Genomic DNA, 18,167 nt, shown 5'->3' with positions numbered 1-18,167 from the left:
AAGTGTAATGTTTATTTACAGTGAAAGGAGGGCCTCTTATATGAAATTGTCTAATAATATGGAGTTTGAATTACGAGGTAGTTTTATTCCGAATATCAGTAACTCTAATCGATTGAAAATTATCGAAGTTAACGATAACAGTATTGTTATCCAAATGAATAATTCTAAGCGTAGAGGTGTTTTTCCGATCGATAGCTTTCAATATTGGATTAAACGAAACTCGTTAATTCAAATCGATCACGAAGAAAAAAGAACATCATAATAATAAAGGGGCTATCTCAAGGTACTTAGCCAGCACCTTAAGTAACCCCCTCTTTAGGAAATTACGATTTACTATTTGGATGTTTTTAGGAAAACGTTGTTGCCTTTAACTTATTTGTCGTTCTTAGTTGATTTCCGCTACTGTGCTCGCTTTCCGCGGTGTGGGTAGTGTGAGAAACTTTTGCGATCTCACTTTTCCCACGCATCCCTCATGAATCTCACAATGCGCTCAAATCAACCTATATATAGTGCAAAAACAACAATCTTTCAGAAAAGAACCGATTTTTAAAACGAAATATCATTGATAGTCACTCTTACTTCACCACCAGGAGTACTTAAGCTCATTGTTTCCCCTAATGACCGAAGCAATAATTGATGGCCGACTGGTGAAAGGAATGAAATAAAACCATTGTCTGGATCCGTTTCCTCTGGGAAACAAATGACAAATTCTTCGATCTCTTCATCATCTTCAAATTTTACACTCACTTTACTGCCTATGAATACCTTCGTTAAAGAAGATTGCTTTTCTAATTGGTTGTTCAATAATGATAAGTAGCTTTCAACTTCTGACGTATACGATGAACAGAAGCTTCTATATTTCTCTCTTTCTGAAGCAAAATAAGTATCCATTAATTCGATACTATTTTCCTCAAGAAATACTAATTGGCTAATAAGAGTCTCTTTTAAAACATCGATCGGATTATGGCTCATGGTAGATAGCCCCCCTTCCATGATGTAACCCTTTGCATAATTTTAACTCACGATTCATAAAAATCCCTCCAGTTACTATTTTTGAGATAATCTACCAATCTCAAAGACCATCATATCATAGCCGTACATAAGTTTCTATCTATGGCATCCCCGTATTTCCCATGAAAAAATAGAGGTACTCAAAAAGGGCTGACCACAAGCCACCCCCAATTTTTTAACAACTCTAATTATTTATATTAGCCTCCAAAAAATAAATCCAATACATTTGATGCTGTTGAAGACTTTTTATTGTAAAACTCTGAGTACCCACAATTATTGCAATAAATAACTAAAAATTGATTATGCTGTACATCGAACATTTTTGATAAACCTGTACCTGTCATTGAAACCTCTTTTGAACTAGCATTTTGGCTCCCACATTTTATACATCCTTTTCCACTCATTCTGTTCAACTCCTTGTTTTCTATAATTGTATTACGTTTATAAACATGCATTTGTTTCACTTTTCATTTATCAATATGTAGATTTTGTTATTACACACCCTTTAACCTTCCAATGCAAATAAAGCCAGTCCTTGAGATTATGACTCTTTAGGAGTTGGCCGCTTGTACTTGACACGAAAACTATGTTTAAATATTCATCCTATCCTACATGAAACGAAAAAGGACTGATTACCTCAGCCCTCTTTCCAATTAGCTTATAACCAAGCTGCACCAACGATAATTAATAAAATGAACAATACAACGATTAAAGCAAATCCTCTTCCATATCCGTAACCGCCACCGCCATAGCCGTAGCCGCCGCAGCCATAGCCGCCGCCGAATCCATATCCGTAACCCATTATAATTCCTCCTTTTAATGGTTTATCACCAAAATGTTGACTACCTAAATAACGGACTTATTTATAATAGTCAAAACCAAAACAAAATTTTAGTACCCAACGAAAGCTGCACCGACAATAATCAATAAAATAAATAATACAACAATTAACGCAAAACCAGCGCCATAGCCATAACCTTTACCTGTACCACTCATAAAACAACACCTCCCTTTCGTTGTACTAATACATTATGTAATTAGGGAGATGTACGTAAGGGCATTCGCACAGAGACATGCTTTTTATTTTTTGCTATGTTAAAAATGATTGTTGATTTTTAACTTTGTTTTAAGTGTCAAGTTTGCTAAATTGTAAGAAATGCGGGTAAAATGAAGAAGTTATAATGATAAAATGATTACTGTTATGAATATTAGAAAGTTAGGGTGAAAAATATTGAAGAAAATACTTTTTATAATGATATGTTTCGTTTTATTTTTTCCATTTATGGCATCAGCACATACAACGCTTGAGTCATCAACACCAAGTGCTGGCGAGGTAGTAACGACGGAATTAAAGGAAATAACACTTGAATTTGCGGGTGAAATTGAAAATAAAAGCACATTTACATTGAAATCAAATAACGACGTCGTTCAAGTAGACTCCATTACAGTTGATGGAAAAACTTTAACAGGACAAATCCCAACACCATTAAAAAATGGCGAATACACAATTACGTGGAACATTGCGGCAACAGATGGACATTTGTTATCAGGAGAAATCCCATTTACAGTAAATATCCCGAACCAGGAGGAGTCTGAAGTTCAAGAGGATCCAGCTGCCGAAACTGATGATGCCCAAGTAAATGAAGAACAATCACCTCAGGTAGACAATGATACTGATTCAAATAATGAAGAAAGCGATGATAACCGTTCTATCATTTCAACTGTTTCAATAATCGTCTTAGTCATTCTCTTAGCAGTTGGAATAGGAATTTTAATCCGTAAAAAGAGGTAGGATATGAATCAATTAATACCAATTACCGAATACATAACATATATGTTATTTTCATACTTGGTAGGCTATGTCTTCCTGCAGTTTATTCCTAGCTCTAAAAAGCCTGAAACGACCGCTTCAAAACAGAGTGTATTAATAGCTGTATTAGGAATCATCATTTTCACTTTTCTTCCAGTGCTTCAGGTGATTTCCTTTTTTTCGACAGAGGGTCTTTTCAGCCTTACATCCTATTCTATTTTAACTGAATTTCAAGTAGGAATAGCATGGTTATACGGTAGCTTCTTTGCCGTTTTCTTATGGATGATTATATATGTTGAAGGATCAAAATATATCCAAGCAGCCCTTTTATTCGTGATGATTATTTCAATCGGATATGCAAGCCATTCAGCTTCAATTTCGTTAATCCCTGGACTAATCTCACATTCGCTCCATTATTTAGTTATTACAATATGGGTAGGTGTTCTAATTCATATTGGCTGGCTGTCAAAAAATACAATTCATTGGCAAGCATTTTTACGTTGGTTTACACCATTATCTATTACATTATTTCTCATTACCATTGTAAGTGGTGTTTCCCTAATGCTTCTTGCAGTTGACTTAAAGGACTATGTCAACGCTTGGGCACTTCCATATGGACAAATGCTGTTATTAAAACATTTAAGTATTATTCCTGTTTTAGCGTTTGCGGTAATTAATGGCTTTTTATCACGAAAAACGAAGCATGATAAAACATTTAATCCAAAGAAATGGATTCAGGCTGAGACTATTTTTCTTATGCTTATCTTTTTCATTACCGGTGTTCTAGGAACCTTACCACCGCCACACCAAGTAAATGCAACAGTCGTTCAATATGGTCCTGCTTCTTGGGTGCAATATTTAATTGGACAAGATATTGTTCCTCCATTTCTTTTTCACATAACACCTGGGCTTCAAGGTATTATGTTGCTTACGATAGCAATCCTTTTTCTAGCGATGATTTTCATAAGCTTTTATAAAAAAATTACACCGTGGATTGCCCTATGCTTTGGATTATTTTTCGTCATAGCCACCTATCTCGGTCTAATGATGTCAGTGAATATCCAATAATGATAGCAGCTTTCATTTTTATAATGAAGGCTGTTTTTCTTTGCTTCGCTTTTAATCTGGATTTCCCGTTTCCAATTCGCTCATCTAAATGGAAAAGAATATACAATATAGGCAAAATTTTTTGAAGATTATTATATTACGATATATTGACTTTTAGAAATTATGAAAATATACTAAACTTTGTGCTTTTTATTAAGTATTTATATTTTTGCAAAAAAACATCTTGGAGGAAATATGCGTTCACTTTTTAGAAAAAAATCAATTACACAGCTTATCCATCAAAGTCAGCAGCGCACACTTGAGCGAACACTTAGTGCGATTGATTTAACAATGTTAGGAATTGGAGCTGTAATTGGAACAGGTATTTTTGTTTTAACAGGTGTGGTTGCAGCAGAGTCTGCTGGTCCTGCATTAATTATTTCATTTATATTATCGGGGATTGCTTGTGCATTAGCTGCATTTTGCTATGCAGAATTTGCTTCAACCGTACCTATTTCAGGCAGTGTGTATACATACACATATGCTACGCTTGGAGAGCTCTTTGCTTTTTTAATCGGCTGGGATTTAATTCTTGAATATTTAATTGCGATAGCCGCTGTTGCTACAGGGTGGTCTGGTTATTTTCAAACCCTCCTTTCCGGATTTGGGATTCACTTCCCAAAAGAATTATCCTCTGCACCTGGAGCAGGTGAAGGAGGAATCATAAATTTACCAGCGGTTATTATTATTTTCCTAATTACAGCATTATTATCTAGAGGGATGAAGGAAAGTAAACGAATCAATAATATTATGGTTGTAATAAAGCTCGCAGTTATCGTTGCATTTATTATTGCCGGAATATTCTATGTAAAGCCTGATAACTGGACACCTTTTGCACCGTTTGGCTTTGAAGGAATCATTACAGGTGCTGCAACAGTGTTCTTTGCCTATATCGGGTTTGATGCTGTCGCAACAGCTGCTGAGGAAGTAAAAAAACCACAGCGCGATATACCGATCGGAATTATTGCTTCTTTAGCAATTTGTACAGCGTTATATATGATCGTATCATTAATTTTAACGGGAATGGTTCCATACACTCAATTGAATGTAGCTGATCCTGTATCATTTACTCTACAATTTGTCGGACAAAACACAATAGCAGGTCTGATTTCCGTAGGTGCCATCACAGGAATTACAACCGTCCTTCTCGTTATGGTATATGCGCAAGTACGCGTTTCGTTTTCGATGAGCCGTGATGGATTACTTCCTAAAAAGCTTTCAAAAGTTCACCCGAAATTTAAAACACCGTATTTAAATACGTGGATCACAGGCTTTATCGCTGCAGCACTTGCTGGATTTATTGATTTAACAACATTGGCACATTTAGTAAATATCGGAACATTAGCTGCCTTCACATTAGTCTCTATAGCAGTCATTGTTTTAAGAAAAACACACCCAACGTTAAAGCGAGCATTTAAAGTACCTTTCGTACCAGTTTTACCATTGATTAGTACGATATTATGTATTCTTTTAATGACAAGCCTTCCTGCGGTAACATGGAAAGCCTTTATCATTTGGATTGTGATCGGATTAATTATTTATTTCACATATTCACGGAAGCATAGTCAGTTGAATAAATAAATTATTACCGCCTTAGTTTCGAAAACTAAGGCTTTTTCTTATGTCCATTGGTAAGTCATATGAACATTCCCCTTACATTTTTTTCATCTGCTCGATCTTTCGCATGAATGTCCTTAAACACTCAGATAACAACTCAAGCAACACAAAAAAGACCGACATCTAAAATGTCGATCACGATATTTAGCTACTTCATATATTCTTACAGACCGACCGGTAGTGATAATTCAAGTTCACAAACTAAGTCATCAAAATGAACAATCTCATATTTTTCATGCTCTTTTTCAGTTTGTTTACTTATTTTGATTATCTCATCACTCGAGTAATTAACTACACCTAAGCCGATGCGTTCGCCATTTTCGTCGATAATCCGAATGACAGCACCTTTGTTAAATTGGCCCTTTACTTCCATAATGTCTGAAGAATAAATACTATGATTATGATCAGCGATTGACAGTTTTGCAGGCTGATAAATGACGAGTTCTCCTTTTGGGCCTGAATGAAAAGCAATCCACTGTCGTTTTTGATTTAAATTTACTGTTTCATCGGTTACTTCAAAATAAGTTCCTTTTGCTTTTCCGCTTACTGCATCAATTAAAATATTCGGAATACTTGCTTTACCTAGAAATGTTGAGATGCCCGATGCCATCGCGATTTTAACTGCATCGATTTTTGACTTCATGCCTCCAGTGCCTACATGGCTCCCCGTCTCACCAGCACCTGCCTCTATTTCGGGAGTAATTTCATACACTTTTTCAAGTAATTTTGCTGCTTCATTTTTACGAGGATCTGAATCGTACAATCCATCAATATCTGATAAAATAATCAATTGTTCAGCACCAACTAAACCGGCGACCTTTGCGGAAAGATTATCATTATCGCCAAATTTCAAGCGGTCGACTGTGACGGTATCATTTTCATTGACGATTGGGATAATGCCTCTTTCTAATAAAACATTTAATGTATTTCTTACATTGTTATAGCGATTTTCATCCGAAAAGTCACTACGGGTAATGAGAATTTGTGATGCTATATAGCCATGAGATAAAAAAATTTCTGAATAAGCCTCGATTAATAAGCCTTGCCCAATTGAGGCAGCTGCTTGTTTTTCAGGTAAAGATGTCGGTCGATCAATAAGCCCTAGCTTACGATATCCAGCAGCAACTGCTCCAGATGAAACAAACACAATTTCATATCCCTCATCTTTCAGCTTTGCCACTTCATCTGCTAGCTTCTCTAATTTACGACGACTTATTTCTCCATGTCGACTTGTTAATGAACTACTTCCTACTTTTATTACAACCCGTTTTTTGTTGTTTAATTGGGTCGACATTGTATCACTCCTGAATTAGTAATCTCTTTAGAATTGGACGTAAAGCTTAACGATACGATTAAATTTGCGCTTCCACTCTAATCAATACTTACTAAAATGCTATCTTTGATTTGAACACTTATTTCCTTTGAGCGTTTTGTTGCATACTCAACAGCTTTTGAGATAGCTAATCCGCCTTGATATACTTCCAAAGCACTTATTCCAGCAGCAGTTGTTCCATTTGGTGATGTAACGTTTTCTCTAAGTAAAGTCGGCGACTCTTCCTGTTCCTGAACCATTTTTGCTGCCCCTACAATCGTTTGCGCAATGATTTGTCTTGCGTTTTCTACCTCTAGTCCTGCTTTCAATGCTTCCTTTTCCATATATTCCATGAAATAATAAAAATATGCTGGGCCACTTCCGGCAATGCCTGTAAAAACATCCATCTTTTGCTCATCGATTATAAATATTCTCCCAATACATTCAAGCAAAGATTTCGCTAATTGGATTTTCTCATCAGTTGTATGAAGACCAGGGGAAATTGCTGTCGCAGATTCGCCAATCATACTTGACGTATTTGGCATAACTCTAACAACTTGTTGGTCATTTTGAAGAATTTGTTCAAAATAAGATGTTGGGATACCTGCTAAAACAGATAATATGAGCTGATTTGCTTGAATATGATGCTTTAGCGTTTCGATTGCTTTCGCAACATCCTTTGGTTTCATCGCAAAAATAAAAATATCTATTTCAGTTAAGGAAAGCTGATTTTGCGTTAACCCAATAACACCATATTTGCTTTCTAATTCGCTTAAACGCTTCTCATTCGTTCGGTTAGTAACAATAATTTGTTTTGGGGAAATTTTTTCTGATTGAACAAAACCTGAAATCATCGCTTCAGCCATGGAGCCTGCGCCTATAAATAAAATCTTTTTGTCAGCTAACATCTCATCTCTCCAATTTCTAAAATTTTGTAAAAAGGGATTAAGGAATAAAAAACGATTTGTCTTTTACGTTTCAATGGTAACATGCTGATATATTTATTCAAGGTAAGACAATAAGGTTGTGAGCATTTCTTCCAATTAGTTAGTGAAAGCGTAAACATCTATTGTTAAATGACGATAAGGACTGTTAATAAGTCATAATCACTTGTCATCGCTTATTTTTAAGTTTTATTGAGTGAAAATTCAATCACTTCATACCATAACAGGAAGAAATTTCAAATTTTTAATAGATTTCTATCATTTATTCAATAGTTAGTTCCTACTCGCTCAAAATGAAGTTAAGCGATGTTTACACTGCCACCAAATATATGGGGAAATATGGTTTAATAACAAATAATTAGAAATCTTTTTTTAATCCTACTATTTATCCTTTTATTTTTCTTCTAACTAGTATACAATTCGACTATGTCCGTCTAAAATAGGCGTGACTTAAAATTTTCGGCTCATAACCTTTCTTACCTGAGGCAAATGAGAGGAACTATATTTATCCCAACTAAAAAAGCGCCTAATAAAGAGATTAACGGGATATTTCTTGGTCATTAACGAAAGGAGAAATATTAATGAAAAAATATGTTTTATTCTTATTAATCGGATTATTCACCTTTTCACTCACTGCATGTAATGATGATGAAAAGAAAGAGTCAGCTAATACTGCGGAAACTAAATCAGATGAAGAAGCAGCTGCAGAAGCAAAGGAAATGCAAAAAAAGCTTGATAAGCAAAAGGTTGAAGAAAATACCGTCGTTGCGATCGTAAATGGTCAAGAACTTAAAGGATCAGATTATAATGCACAATTAAATATAGCACAAACGACGTTTCAACAGATGGGACAAGACCCAACAACTGATGAAGTCGCAAAACAAGTGAAGGATTATACGCTCGAAAACCTTGTTGGACAAACTTTATTGATGCAGGAAGTTGATAAAAAAGGCTATAAAGCAACAGATGAAGCCATTAATAAGAAGCTGGAAACAATTAAAGGACAATATAAAGATGAAAAAGCGTTTGAGCAAGCGCTAAAAAATAACAACATAACACTTGATGAGCTAAAGAAGCAGATCTCAGATGAAGTAAGATATAGTCAATATATCGAAAATGACTTAAAGGTTGAAGAAGTAAAAGAGGAAGATGTAAAAAAATATTACGATACAATGGTTAGCTCATTAAAGGAATCTGATGATAAATCAACAGAAGTTCCAGAGTATAAGGATGTTAAAGAAACATTAAAGGTAAATTTAGAATCCCAAAAAACTCAAGAAAAGCTAAGTGAAAAGGTTGAAGAATTGAAAAAAGCTGCGAAAATTGAATTAAAGATTTGATGCAGATTTTTCAAGTTGCCTGCTACTAGCTCTAGTTCATTAGATAACAGATTACAAAAAGAGCAGTGAGAAAACTATCTCACTGCTCTTTTTAGCTTCACGATTTACGTTTTTTATATAGCTTTAACATCGTATTTGCATGTTTTTGAAATTCATATGGTACATTTACCTCTTCATAATCGATGAGATCCTTTAATTCAGCTAATAGCTGATCGATATAAGGTGAGCGCTTCCCTTCTAAATCTACTAGCGGGAAGATCCGTACTTCATTTTTTGTTACTCGAAGCAATTCCTTTATAGTTTCGATATGAAATGAATAATCTAAACGATCACCGTACGTAAAGAGAAAATGTGCTGATAAGGTTATATTAAATTGTTCATTTTGAAATGGTAACTGTGGCAGAATTGCAGTTACATATTTACTAGGGAATTTCCCAAAATGTTCGACAAAATCTAGCAATGCATTTTTGCGATGTTTGTTTAATTGGTCAAGATTCTTATGAAACTCCCAAACATAGGAATCCTTCACATCATTCATACTCCCAATAACATGATGAATATCATGAAGCCCCTTCTTTTTTATTTGCTCAGCAGGAATCGAATAGACAAGATCACACGCAGTGACATCATATCCCTTTTCAGATGCAATTGCGGTAAAAGAACATGCTCCAGCTGGACAGTCTAAAATTTTCTTCCCGTTTAATAGTTCTTCATTCAAAGAGAACATCTCCATGTATTCCTCATAGCTTCGTCCAATAAATACAATTCTGTCTAAATCTAATTTGTTCTCAACTCTACTCATCTCGTCTCACCTTTCTTTCAATAAAATTAACCCCTAACACCAATTAGTGTAAGGGGTTTTATTGTCTGTTACAACCATTTTTTGAAATGCTATGATAAAGGTTAGTGTTGATAATTTTATGCACTTCTGATCGGAAAAGCTACGTGAGACGAATGCTTGAATCGGAAATCAATAGCCAACCAAGTTAAACAGAGTGTTTTGAAAAATCCCCTAGCTTATTCTCCTACTTTTATAAAGATATCTTCAAGCTTTGGTTCTTTTTCAATTAACCCAGCATCCTTCATCCAGCCTATTATTTCCTGCCATTGCTCTTTATCTTGGCTGCCAAACTGTTGCTCTGATTTCATTAATGGCAGTAAAATATCTAGGCTTTGCACCTCAACTTCCTTTTCTAAAGGAAAATTAGCTTCGTCCTGATTTTTCAATAATATTTCTAACGCTTCCTTTGGATTCTTTGCTGTATATTCATAGCCCTTCGTAGCAGCTCTCCAGAACGCTTCAATGCTCTCTTGTTCTTTTTCCCATGTTTGGTCACTTGTTACAGCGATGAGCTCATAATAGCTAGGGATATTATAATCGGTCGGATTTAGATTTCGAGTTTCATAGCCTTGATGCTTTAAAACTGGAACTTCATGATTTATATATGCCCCAATGACTGCATCTACTTTATTCGTCACAACAGATGATCCTAATTCAAATCCAACATCAATCATTTTTACTTTATTCGGATCTCCTCCATCTGCTTTTACCATTGACTGAATTAATGACTCATTTAACGGGATACCAGGATACCCAACTGTTTTTCCTTCTAAATCCTTAGGTGATTGAATATCACTATCTTCATTAAAAATAACACGATTTAATGGTGAGCGAACAATCGCACCAACTGATTTAATGTTTACATCCTCATTTGCTCGAGCTATTATAACATCTGGTTGATAAGAGATTCCGAGAGTGATTTTCCCTGCTGCTGCTAAATTAATTGGATCTGTTGGATTTGCGGGAAATTGAATATCGAGACTAATTCCCTCTTCTTCAAAATAGCCTTTTTCTTTTGCGACATATAAAAAACTATGAACAGCATTTGGATACCAATCAAGCATAATGCTAACCTTTTTTAATTTCTTATCTTCTTTATTTTCACCCGCAGTTTGATTACTTCCACAAGCTGTTAATAAGCTAAAGATGCTGATTATTAAAATGATGACAAACTTTTTCAATCGAGTTTCCTCCATTTAAGTATATTTTTTTCTACGATTACAACGATAAGAAATAATCCGATTCCAACTGCTGATAACAACACAATTGGCGCAAATACACCGGCACCATCAAATTGCGTCATCATCCGTCTGCTAAAATACCCTAACCCTGCCTGCGAGCCAATCCATTCCCCGATGGCAGCCCCAATGACACTTAGAGTAACGGCAACCTTTAAACCTGAGAAAAAATAAGGACTGCAAGCTGGCACCTGAAGCTTAAAGAAAATGTCCTTCCTATTGGCACCCATTGTTAATAATAAATCCTTATAATCCTTACTCGCCCTTTTTAGACCGTCATATGTATTGACTGTTATTGGGAAAAATGTAATCAGTACAGTGACCATAACCTTACTCCAAATGGAATAACCGAACCAAAGCACAAAGATTGGTGCAAGGGCAATAATCGGGATAGTTTGAGATGAAATGATAAGCGGATAAAACGTTCGTTCAACCGTCTCACTTAAGCTCATCCATACAGCGAGCGCAACCCCAAAGCAAACTGAAATGAGTAGGCCTATTAAGATAATTCCAAGCGTTGCAGGCAAATGTTCAACGAATAGAACGACCTTTAACTCCCATAGCTTAACGATAATATCTGTCGGAGAAGGGAGAATAAATCCCATATTCACTACTCTTGCACCGATTTCCCAAATAATAAGCAGAACGAAAACAAGAAGAATCGATGACAAATATTTTTTTGCAGTTTTCATATTTTCACTTTCTTTCGTAACAGGTCATACAAAAAGTCCTTTTGCTCAAGGATCTTAGGATCATTTAAATCTTTCAGCTTCCTTGGTCGTGATAATGGAACAATTACTTCTTCTAACCTTCTTGCTGGTGTATCGGTAAAGATAAAAATTCGATCAGATAAAAACAGCGCCTCGTTTACATCATGGGTAATGAAAAGAATCGTCTCCTTCCGCCTTTGCCATTGAGCTAATAACCACTCCTGCATTGTTACTTTTGTAATGGCATCAAGCGCACTAAAAGGTTCATCTAATAGCAATACTTTCGATCCGCTCAAAATTGTTCGTAGGAAGGAAACACGCTGTCTCATCCCTCCAGATAATTCATGGGGAAACTTTTTTTCAACCCCTAAAAGTCCAAAATCATCTAAGAGTACAGAAACCTTTTCATAGGCTTCCTTCTTTTTTAATCCCTTTATTTCAAGTGGGAGAGCTGCATTTTCCATAATTGTTCGCCATGGAAATAATAAGTCATGCTGTGGCATATAACCGACTTGACCTAGTCGTTTCGTTGCAAGCTTATTGCGGAGGAAAATTTCCCCTTCTGTAGGCTGTTCAAGTCCTGTTACTAGTTTAAATAACGTGCTCTTACCTGAACCGCTTGGACCAATAATGCTGACAAACTCCCCTTCATTTATATGAAAATCAAAATCTTGTAGAATTGATTGCTTCCCCTTTTCCGATTCATAATGAAAGGAAACGTTTTTGAATTGTAATGCTAAATTATTCATCAAAAGGCCACATCTCTTCTTGATAGGCCATATCCCAAAACATGTATTCAAATCTCGTTGTGTTAAGGAAGATGTCCACCAAATGTCTAAGCTCTGCATCTGATTTCCCCTCTGCTAATTGATCCATTAAATCGATACACCAATTCGCAAGCTTTCCAAACTCATCAGATGCATACATTCGAATCCATTCACCGTAAAATTCATGTTCACTCGCACCAGGTTCTTCATTTAATATTTTTCCAATCTCCCAATAGCTCCACATACAAGGCAGGAGTGAAGCTACAAGCTCAGCAAGTGTACCATTTTGACTTACTTGTAACATATAGTGTGTATAGGCAAGTGTAATTGGTGATGGTTTAGCTTCTTCCAGCTCCTTAGTAGAAATGTTAAACTTCTTTGCATATTGTCGATGTAGCTCCATCTCTTCATGTAATGTCGCATCAAGTAACTTTGAAAACCTCCCCATTGTATCAAGATCCCTTGCCTTAACAGCTCCTAACGCAAACACTTTTGCATATTCAATTAAATATAAGTAATCTTGAATCATGTAAAATCGAAACTTTTCTTTAGCTAATGTGCCATTCCCTATCCCTAGAACAAATGGATGAGTATGATTTTTTTCCCATATTGGTAAAACCTTTTCGCGTAACTGCTCAGTAAATTTCATTTGTTAGCCCCCTAAAGTTTTAAACTCGTTAACGCCTGTAATTAAATCAAATGAAAGCTGTATAGACTCCTGAGGAAAAAGAGCGTATTATAGATGTTTCTACCTCTATCGGTAAGCAAAGCAACTAAACGAGTATCAACTTCAAAATTAGTTTATTGTGATTACATTTGTTTTCGTATGACACCAATCATAAATAAATGATAATAGTACCTTTGTATAAGCTACTAGCTGTTCAATTGACACTTGCTCATTCACGGCATGTGCATGTTGTAAATCTCCTGGGCCATAAATGACTGTTGGTATCCCTGCTTCACCTAACCATCCACCATCTGTTACAGTTGGCGAGACATCAACGATCGCTTGCTTATTCGTTATATTCTGATGTGCCCCCTCCAGCTGTTTCACCCCTGGATGATTTGGGTCAATCTGTAACGAAGGAAAAATTTCACCCCTATCAACAATCATAGACTTACCACCCCATTCAAATTGCGGTGGATTTTCCCTTAACCAAGGATCAGCGTGTGCAACATGCAAAATATGTTCCTCAATTTCCTTAATGATTTGCTCATGTGATTCATCTGGATAATAGTGAACAGTTATCCAAAGTCTACATTCATCAGCTATAAATGCTGCATGTCGACCACCTTCAATGACAGCCGGGTTTATCGTATTTGATCCAGGTGCCATTTTTGGGTAGCTTTTCATGACTGCCCAATGCCGTTCAAGCTCCTGTAAGCCAGCAATAATTTTTGTCATTTTTTCAATCGCACTTGCACCTTTAAGCTTTCCACCCGCATGGATCATTTGTCTTCTTGTTGCATCATGAAAGGTCTCGGTACTTTTTACAGTTATCCACCCTGTAATAACTCCTCCTTGACCTTGAATATGTAAATCACTCGTATCAACAACGATTGCAAAATCAGCTTTATACCCACGTTCACAGCATTGTAAAGTTCCCGCTTCACCGACCTCTTCTCCAATAACTGACTGGAATATTAAGCTACCAGGCAATTCCACACCAGCTTCATGAAGTAATTGGATTGCAAACATTGCTCCAGCTAATCCTCCCTTCATATCAGCTGCCCCCCTCCCAACCACTGCGCCATCTTTCACATATGGTTGAAACGGGTCTTTTTCCCAGTTTTCATCCTCACCTACTTCAGCAACATCGATATGGCCATTGATAATTAAGCTTTTGTACTGTTTTTCATTTACTCCTTTTAAGACACCAACAACATTCGGATCATTTGGATATACATCCCACATATCGATCGAAAACCCTTTTTCACGTAAAAAGCTAGCTACAAAGTGCTGAGCATCTTTCGTATTTCGTGCCGGTGGAGCAGGTGTTTTAAATTCAATTAGCTTTTTTAGTAATGAAATTAATTCATCCTGTCTTCTGTCAACCTCTTTGATAAGATCGGAAATTCTATGTGACAAATGTAACGCTCCTTTCATTTCTTTTTTATTGAAGTAGTTTTAGCCAACAAAAAAACCACTTCCGCAGAGAGAAGTGGTTTGAAATGTAAATATGATAGGCAATTTATACGAAAAACATGCACAAATATGCAATTCCATTATCATTCAAACACCTCTTCCCTACGCTAGTATTATCTAGATCAGGTAATAAGGGTCAAGACAAATGTCTCTCTCAGCTATAAAGCTCCCCTAGTGGTGAAGTCTATTAAATTTTTAAAACTCAAAATCTGTTTAACTAATTATCAATATTAATAACACAATCTACTAAGTTTGGCAAGAAGGAACGACCATTAAGAAACATTCATTTTATTGTCAACAGGTTTAACGGAAATGGATTTTCTTTCGAAGCGATCAAATAAAAAACCGAAAATAGATGCTAAAACCTGTTGAAATAACATACCGATAATAACCGGAACAGCCACAGCTGCCGGAAAGTATTGAACAGCAATAACCGCACCTGCACTTATATTCCGCATTCCACCAGTAAAAATCATGACTGCTGTCGTATCTCTGCTTTGCTTAAAGCATTTTCCAATGAACCAAGCAATTAAATAGCCTATAAAAGCAAGAGCAAACACTGTACAAGTTATTAGCAATAATTTCCTTGTTATATTTACTAAATATGGAGCAACGACGGCACCATTAATCATTACGACAAAGCCAAGCCCCAATTTTGAAAAAGGCGCTAAAGCTGTACCAACCTTCACGCTTTTTCCTTTTGTCCATTGATGAATAAGCATTCCGAGTATTGAAGGAATAACAACCATAAAAAATAATCCATTCATGATTGAGAATGTATTAATCTCTACCTTTTGTCCAACTAATAAAGCTAATGTATGTGGCACAAGAAACGGCGATAAGATTGTATCAAATAAGATAATCGCTAAAGCAAGCGGAATATTTCCCTTATAAATAGTCACCCATATAAAGCTCGTAATCCCGGTCGGAATGACTGCTGCTAATATAAGACCAGTTATCGTAAATTGGTCGTTCGGAAATATAATATGTCCTGTACACCAGGCGATAATCGGCATGATTATATGTAAGATGAGTAAAACTAAAACAAATGGTAAAGGACTTTTTAATACACCCTTTAACGAGGATAAACTCGAATTAAGACTCCCAGAAAATGTAATAAACGCAAAAATCCATGGGATTAAAAACGACAGTGACACGAATTGTTCCGTAAAAACGACGCCAATTACGACGCTCGTAGGTGTGATAAAAGGCATTAATTTTTCAAGTTGTTTATTAATTGATTGAAGCATAAAATTTCTCCTACTTTTACTGTTCACTTTTCTTACGTGAATATTCTTCTATTGTATCAAAGATTTTTCCTCATGTACGCTTACTTAAATAATTACACCTCTTGTTTCCAATTATTCTTAAACATAAGTTTAGCGATATTAACTAACACTATTTCGTAGAACACTCATTTTTAGTGAGGTGAAGTAATGCGTTTTTTTGCGTTTATGCTATTCATTTCTCTTTTTACAAGTACGATGGCTGATGAGGTTTCGCTTACCTTAAATGGTATGGAAATGAAAACAATAAGTCGTTCTGATTTCGCACTATATCCTTTTTCAGAGCTTTTCCTTGATCAAGATAAATATGACAATTTAGTAAAGGAATTAGAAGGCAGTGTTTACGAAAAGCCACAAAATGCTTCATTAGACAAAAACGGAAATATGATTAGCGAAAAAAATGGATACAAGCTTAACCACAAATTATTCAAAAAAAAGTTTAATTCCTTCTTTTTTTCTAAAAATAACGAAACAATTGAAATTCCGCTGCAGACGATTTATCCAAAAGTTGATAGTGAATTGCTTGAGAATATCAGTCAAAAACGAATTAGCTTCTATAAGACAACCTTTAATCCGAAAAATAAAGAAAGGGCGCAAAATATTCACTTAGCCTCAAATGCAATTAACAATTATGTTCTATTTCCTGGAGAAACATTTTCGTTTAATGCGATCGTTGGAGAACGAACAACGGAAAGAGGATATTTACCAGCCCCTGAGATTGTTAAAGGTGAATTAACTGAAGGAATTGGTGGGGGGATATGTCAAGTTTCCTCAACTCTATTCAATGCAGTTGACATAGCAGGGGTAAATATTGTAGAACGATATTCACACAGTCGGAATGTCACATATGTTCCGCCAAAAAGAGATGCTACTGTTAGCTGGTATGGACCTGATTTCAAGTTTCAAAACCTCCATCAGCAACCTTTGCTTATTCGTTCAAAAATCGTAAACAGTCACGTCATCATTGAAATCTTCTCTTCTGAAACATTTAGTATTCAGTAGAGAAGGCACTAGTGACATTTCATTTCAAAAGTTTATTGCTGTACATTGATATAAAAAATAGCACAGTTGTTTAAACTGAGCTATTTTTTATATCTTAAATAAGATTCATTTTAATCATTTAAATAATGTATATTCGCTTCATCATTTTGAACAAATACTTTTATATCCCCTAATGTTTTTTCGTTAACTAAAACCTCTATTTCCCAAATTCCTGATTGCGGAAAGGAAATAGTAGTTGATGAGAGTGAAGCTGGGATATCCCCGTTTATTTTTTTTCCTCTGATAATGTTTTATAACGATTTAAAGGAATTGTAGTATAATTACTAGGCAAATCTTGAATTGGCCCCTTTTTCTCAGAGATTTTCCCTTCGCCTATTACTTTTTGCTTTGTTTCAAGATTTGTGCAGATGATTCGCAAATCCCCTAGAGGTTTTTCATTTTCTAATGACCAAAAAAGCCATTCTATGTTCGTTTCTTTGTTCTTAATCAACGGGTTATTTATAAATCCATATCTATTTTCTTCTCCTCGTACTTCATAAACCATCATTACATCCTTTATTTTTTCACTAATTGTAAAAGTTTGTGTCAAGTCTGAATCATTCAGTTCAGCATTTCCCCTTGAAAATGCCTTAATGCGTTTCTGTGCTTGTTCTTTAATAATTGGTTCTTTCGCTTCAGCAACTAAGTTATTTTTTTCTGATGAACACCCGGATAATAGGATTGTACATATAATTAGAATACCAATGAACTTCATTGCTTCTCCTTTCGAATTTTGATTTTATAGATTAGTCGAAAATATCCGTTCTTGGTTTCACTTTTCCAAATTTTCCAGGCTAATGCATTTCATTGGAATAAGTACATCTATTACACTTTTTTAAGTTCATACAAAAAAATGAGACTATCTCAAGGCGAGATCATTTCCCTCCAATAAACACCGATATAAGGACGTATAATCATTTTTATAAATCCCAATTTTGTGCTTATGGAGTCTGACCCTTTGCTTTTTGAGACAGCCTCATTTTCAATTTATTACTCA

General features: G+C 35.5%; 20 protein-coding genes and 1 riboswitch. Of the genes, 6 read left to right on the top strand and 14 right to left on the bottom strand.

Annotated elements, in window-relative coordinates; all coding sequences use genetic code 11:
* Nucleotides 1-40 precede the first annotated feature (40 nt).
* Nucleotides 41-262: a hypothetical protein gene (locus tag ACTJJ9_RS11085; RefSeq protein ID WP_095301493.1), complete on the top strand. Its 222-nt coding sequence runs from the start codon at nt 41-43 to the stop codon at nt 260-262.
* Between the two features lie 284 nt (nt 263-546).
* Here the strand turns inward: ACTJJ9_RS11085 and ACTJJ9_RS11080 are convergent, their stop codons facing one another.
* From ACTJJ9_RS11080 to ACTJJ9_RS11065, 4 genes are all read right to left on the bottom strand, one after another.
* Complete coding sequence (locus tag ACTJJ9_RS11080) at nt 547-972, bottom strand: GreA/GreB family elongation factor (protein ID WP_174879473.1); 426 nt, start codon at nt 970-972, stop codon at nt 547-549.
* Between the two features lie 236 nt (nt 973-1,208).
* A complete protein-coding gene (locus tag ACTJJ9_RS11075; protein WP_145581812.1) occupies nt 1,209-1,415 on the bottom strand; it encodes a zinc ribbon domain-containing protein in 207 nt (68 codons plus the stop codon).
* A gap of 254 nt (nt 1,416-1,669) precedes the next feature.
* Complete coding sequence (locus ACTJJ9_RS11070) at nt 1,670-1,813, bottom strand: YjcZ family sporulation protein (RefSeq protein WP_095301490.1); 144 nt, start codon at nt 1,811-1,813, stop codon at nt 1,670-1,672.
* Between the two features lie 89 nt (nt 1,814-1,902).
* Nucleotides 1,903-2,007: a YjcZ family sporulation protein gene (locus ACTJJ9_RS11065; RefSeq protein WP_095301489.1), complete on the bottom strand. Its 105-nt coding sequence runs from the start codon at nt 2,005-2,007 to the stop codon at nt 1,903-1,905.
* Between the two features lie 235 nt (nt 2,008-2,242).
* Between ACTJJ9_RS11065 and ACTJJ9_RS11060 the strand changes: the two genes are divergently transcribed.
* From ACTJJ9_RS11060 to ACTJJ9_RS11050, 3 genes are all read left to right on the top strand, one after another.
* Nucleotides 2,243-2,803 (top strand): copper resistance CopC family protein, encoded by a 561-nt coding sequence (locus ACTJJ9_RS11060; RefSeq protein WP_145581811.1) that lies wholly within the window; start codon nt 2,243-2,245, stop codon nt 2,801-2,803.
* 3 nt (nt 2,804-2,806) lie between these two features.
* Nucleotides 2,807-3,889, top strand: a complete 1,083-nt coding sequence (locus ACTJJ9_RS11055; RefSeq protein ID WP_145581810.1) for a copper resistance D family protein — start codon at nt 2,807-2,809, stop codon at nt 3,887-3,889.
* A gap of 234 nt (nt 3,890-4,123) precedes the next feature.
* The gene (locus ACTJJ9_RS11050; RefSeq protein ID WP_145581809.1) at nt 4,124-5,509 is read left to right on the top strand and encodes an amino acid permease; all 1,386 of its coding nucleotides are present in this window, start codon (nt 4,124-4,126) and stop codon (nt 5,507-5,509) included.
* 199 nt (nt 5,510-5,708) lie between these two features.
* Here ACTJJ9_RS11050 and proB read toward each other — a convergent pair whose 3' ends face one another.
* Nucleotides 5,709-6,839 carry a glutamate 5-kinase gene (gene proB, locus ACTJJ9_RS11045; RefSeq protein WP_095301485.1) on the bottom strand — a complete coding sequence of 377 codons (1,131 nt, stop codon included), beginning with the start codon at nt 6,837-6,839 and terminating at the stop codon, nt 5,709-5,711.
* 77 nt (nt 6,840-6,916) lie between these two features.
* Nucleotides 6,917-7,765 carry a pyrroline-5-carboxylate reductase gene (gene proC, locus ACTJJ9_RS11040; protein WP_095301484.1) on the bottom strand — a complete coding sequence of 283 codons (849 nt, stop codon included), beginning with the start codon at nt 7,763-7,765 and terminating at the stop codon, nt 6,917-6,919.
* 617 nt (nt 7,766-8,382) lie between these two features.
* Between proC and ACTJJ9_RS11035 the strand changes: the two genes are divergently transcribed.
* Nucleotides 8,383-9,141 (top strand): SurA N-terminal domain-containing protein, encoded by a 759-nt coding sequence (locus ACTJJ9_RS11035; protein ID WP_095301483.1) that lies wholly within the window; start codon nt 8,383-8,385, stop codon nt 9,139-9,141.
* Between the two features lie 97 nt (nt 9,142-9,238).
* Here the strand turns inward: ACTJJ9_RS11035 and ACTJJ9_RS11030 are convergent, their stop codons facing one another.
* The 7 genes from ACTJJ9_RS11030 to ACTJJ9_RS11000 form a co-directional block, all read right to left on the bottom strand.
* Nucleotides 9,239-9,943, bottom strand: a complete 705-nt coding sequence (locus tag ACTJJ9_RS11030) for an SAM-dependent methyltransferase (protein WP_095301482.1) — start codon at nt 9,941-9,943, stop codon at nt 9,239-9,241.
* A 215-nt stretch (nt 9,944-10,158) separates the two neighbouring features.
* Nucleotides 10,159-11,163 (bottom strand): ABC transporter substrate-binding protein, encoded by a 1,005-nt coding sequence (locus ACTJJ9_RS11025; RefSeq protein WP_095301481.1) that lies wholly within the window; start codon nt 11,161-11,163, stop codon nt 10,159-10,161.
* Nucleotides 11,160-11,912 (bottom strand): ABC transporter permease, encoded by a 753-nt coding sequence (locus tag ACTJJ9_RS11020; RefSeq protein WP_145581808.1) that lies wholly within the window; start codon nt 11,910-11,912, stop codon nt 11,160-11,162. Before ACTJJ9_RS11020 ends, ACTJJ9_RS11025 begins: the two co-directional genes overlap by 4 nt.
* A complete protein-coding gene (locus ACTJJ9_RS11015) occupies nt 11,909-12,679 on the bottom strand; it encodes an ABC transporter ATP-binding protein (protein WP_145581807.1) in 771 nt (256 codons plus the stop codon). The genes ACTJJ9_RS11020 and ACTJJ9_RS11015 overlap by 4 nt, the downstream gene beginning before the upstream one ends.
* The gene (gene tenA / locus ACTJJ9_RS11010) at nt 12,672-13,346 is read right to left on the bottom strand and encodes a thiaminase II (RefSeq protein WP_145581806.1); all 675 of its coding nucleotides are present in this window, start codon (nt 13,344-13,346) and stop codon (nt 12,672-12,674) included. Before tenA ends, ACTJJ9_RS11015 begins: the two co-directional genes overlap by 8 nt.
* A gap of 147 nt (nt 13,347-13,493) precedes the next feature.
* Complete coding sequence (locus tag ACTJJ9_RS11005) at nt 13,494-14,786, bottom strand: acetylornithine deacetylase (protein ID WP_145581805.1); 1,293 nt, start codon at nt 14,784-14,786, stop codon at nt 13,494-13,496.
* A 139-nt stretch (nt 14,787-14,925) separates the two neighbouring features.
* Nucleotides 14,926-15,026, bottom strand: a riboswitch (TPP riboswitch).
* 89 nt (nt 15,027-15,115) lie between these two features.
* Complete coding sequence (locus ACTJJ9_RS11000; protein ID WP_145581804.1) at nt 15,116-16,093, bottom strand: bile acid:sodium symporter family protein; 978 nt, start codon at nt 16,091-16,093, stop codon at nt 15,116-15,118.
* A gap of 186 nt (nt 16,094-16,279) precedes the next feature.
* Between ACTJJ9_RS11000 and ACTJJ9_RS10995 the strand changes: the two genes are divergently transcribed.
* Nucleotides 16,280-17,131 (top strand): VanW family protein, encoded by an 852-nt coding sequence (locus tag ACTJJ9_RS10995; RefSeq protein ID WP_440768659.1) that lies wholly within the window; start codon nt 16,280-16,282, stop codon nt 17,129-17,131.
* A gap of 265 nt (nt 17,132-17,396) precedes the next feature.
* Here ACTJJ9_RS10995 and ACTJJ9_RS10990 read toward each other — a convergent pair whose 3' ends face one another.
* Nucleotides 17,397-17,885 carry a hypothetical protein gene (locus ACTJJ9_RS10990; protein WP_145581802.1) on the bottom strand — a complete coding sequence of 163 codons (489 nt, stop codon included), beginning with the start codon at nt 17,883-17,885 and terminating at the stop codon, nt 17,397-17,399.
* Nucleotides 17,886-18,167: the final 282 nt, after the last annotated feature.

The organism is Metabacillus sp. 22489 (genome assembly GCF_052044855.1).
In the GTDB taxonomy this organism is placed as follows: Bacteria; Bacillota; Bacilli; order Bacillales; family Bacillaceae; genus Metabacillus; species Metabacillus niabensis.
This window is presented reverse-complemented; position numbering and strand designations above follow the sequence as displayed.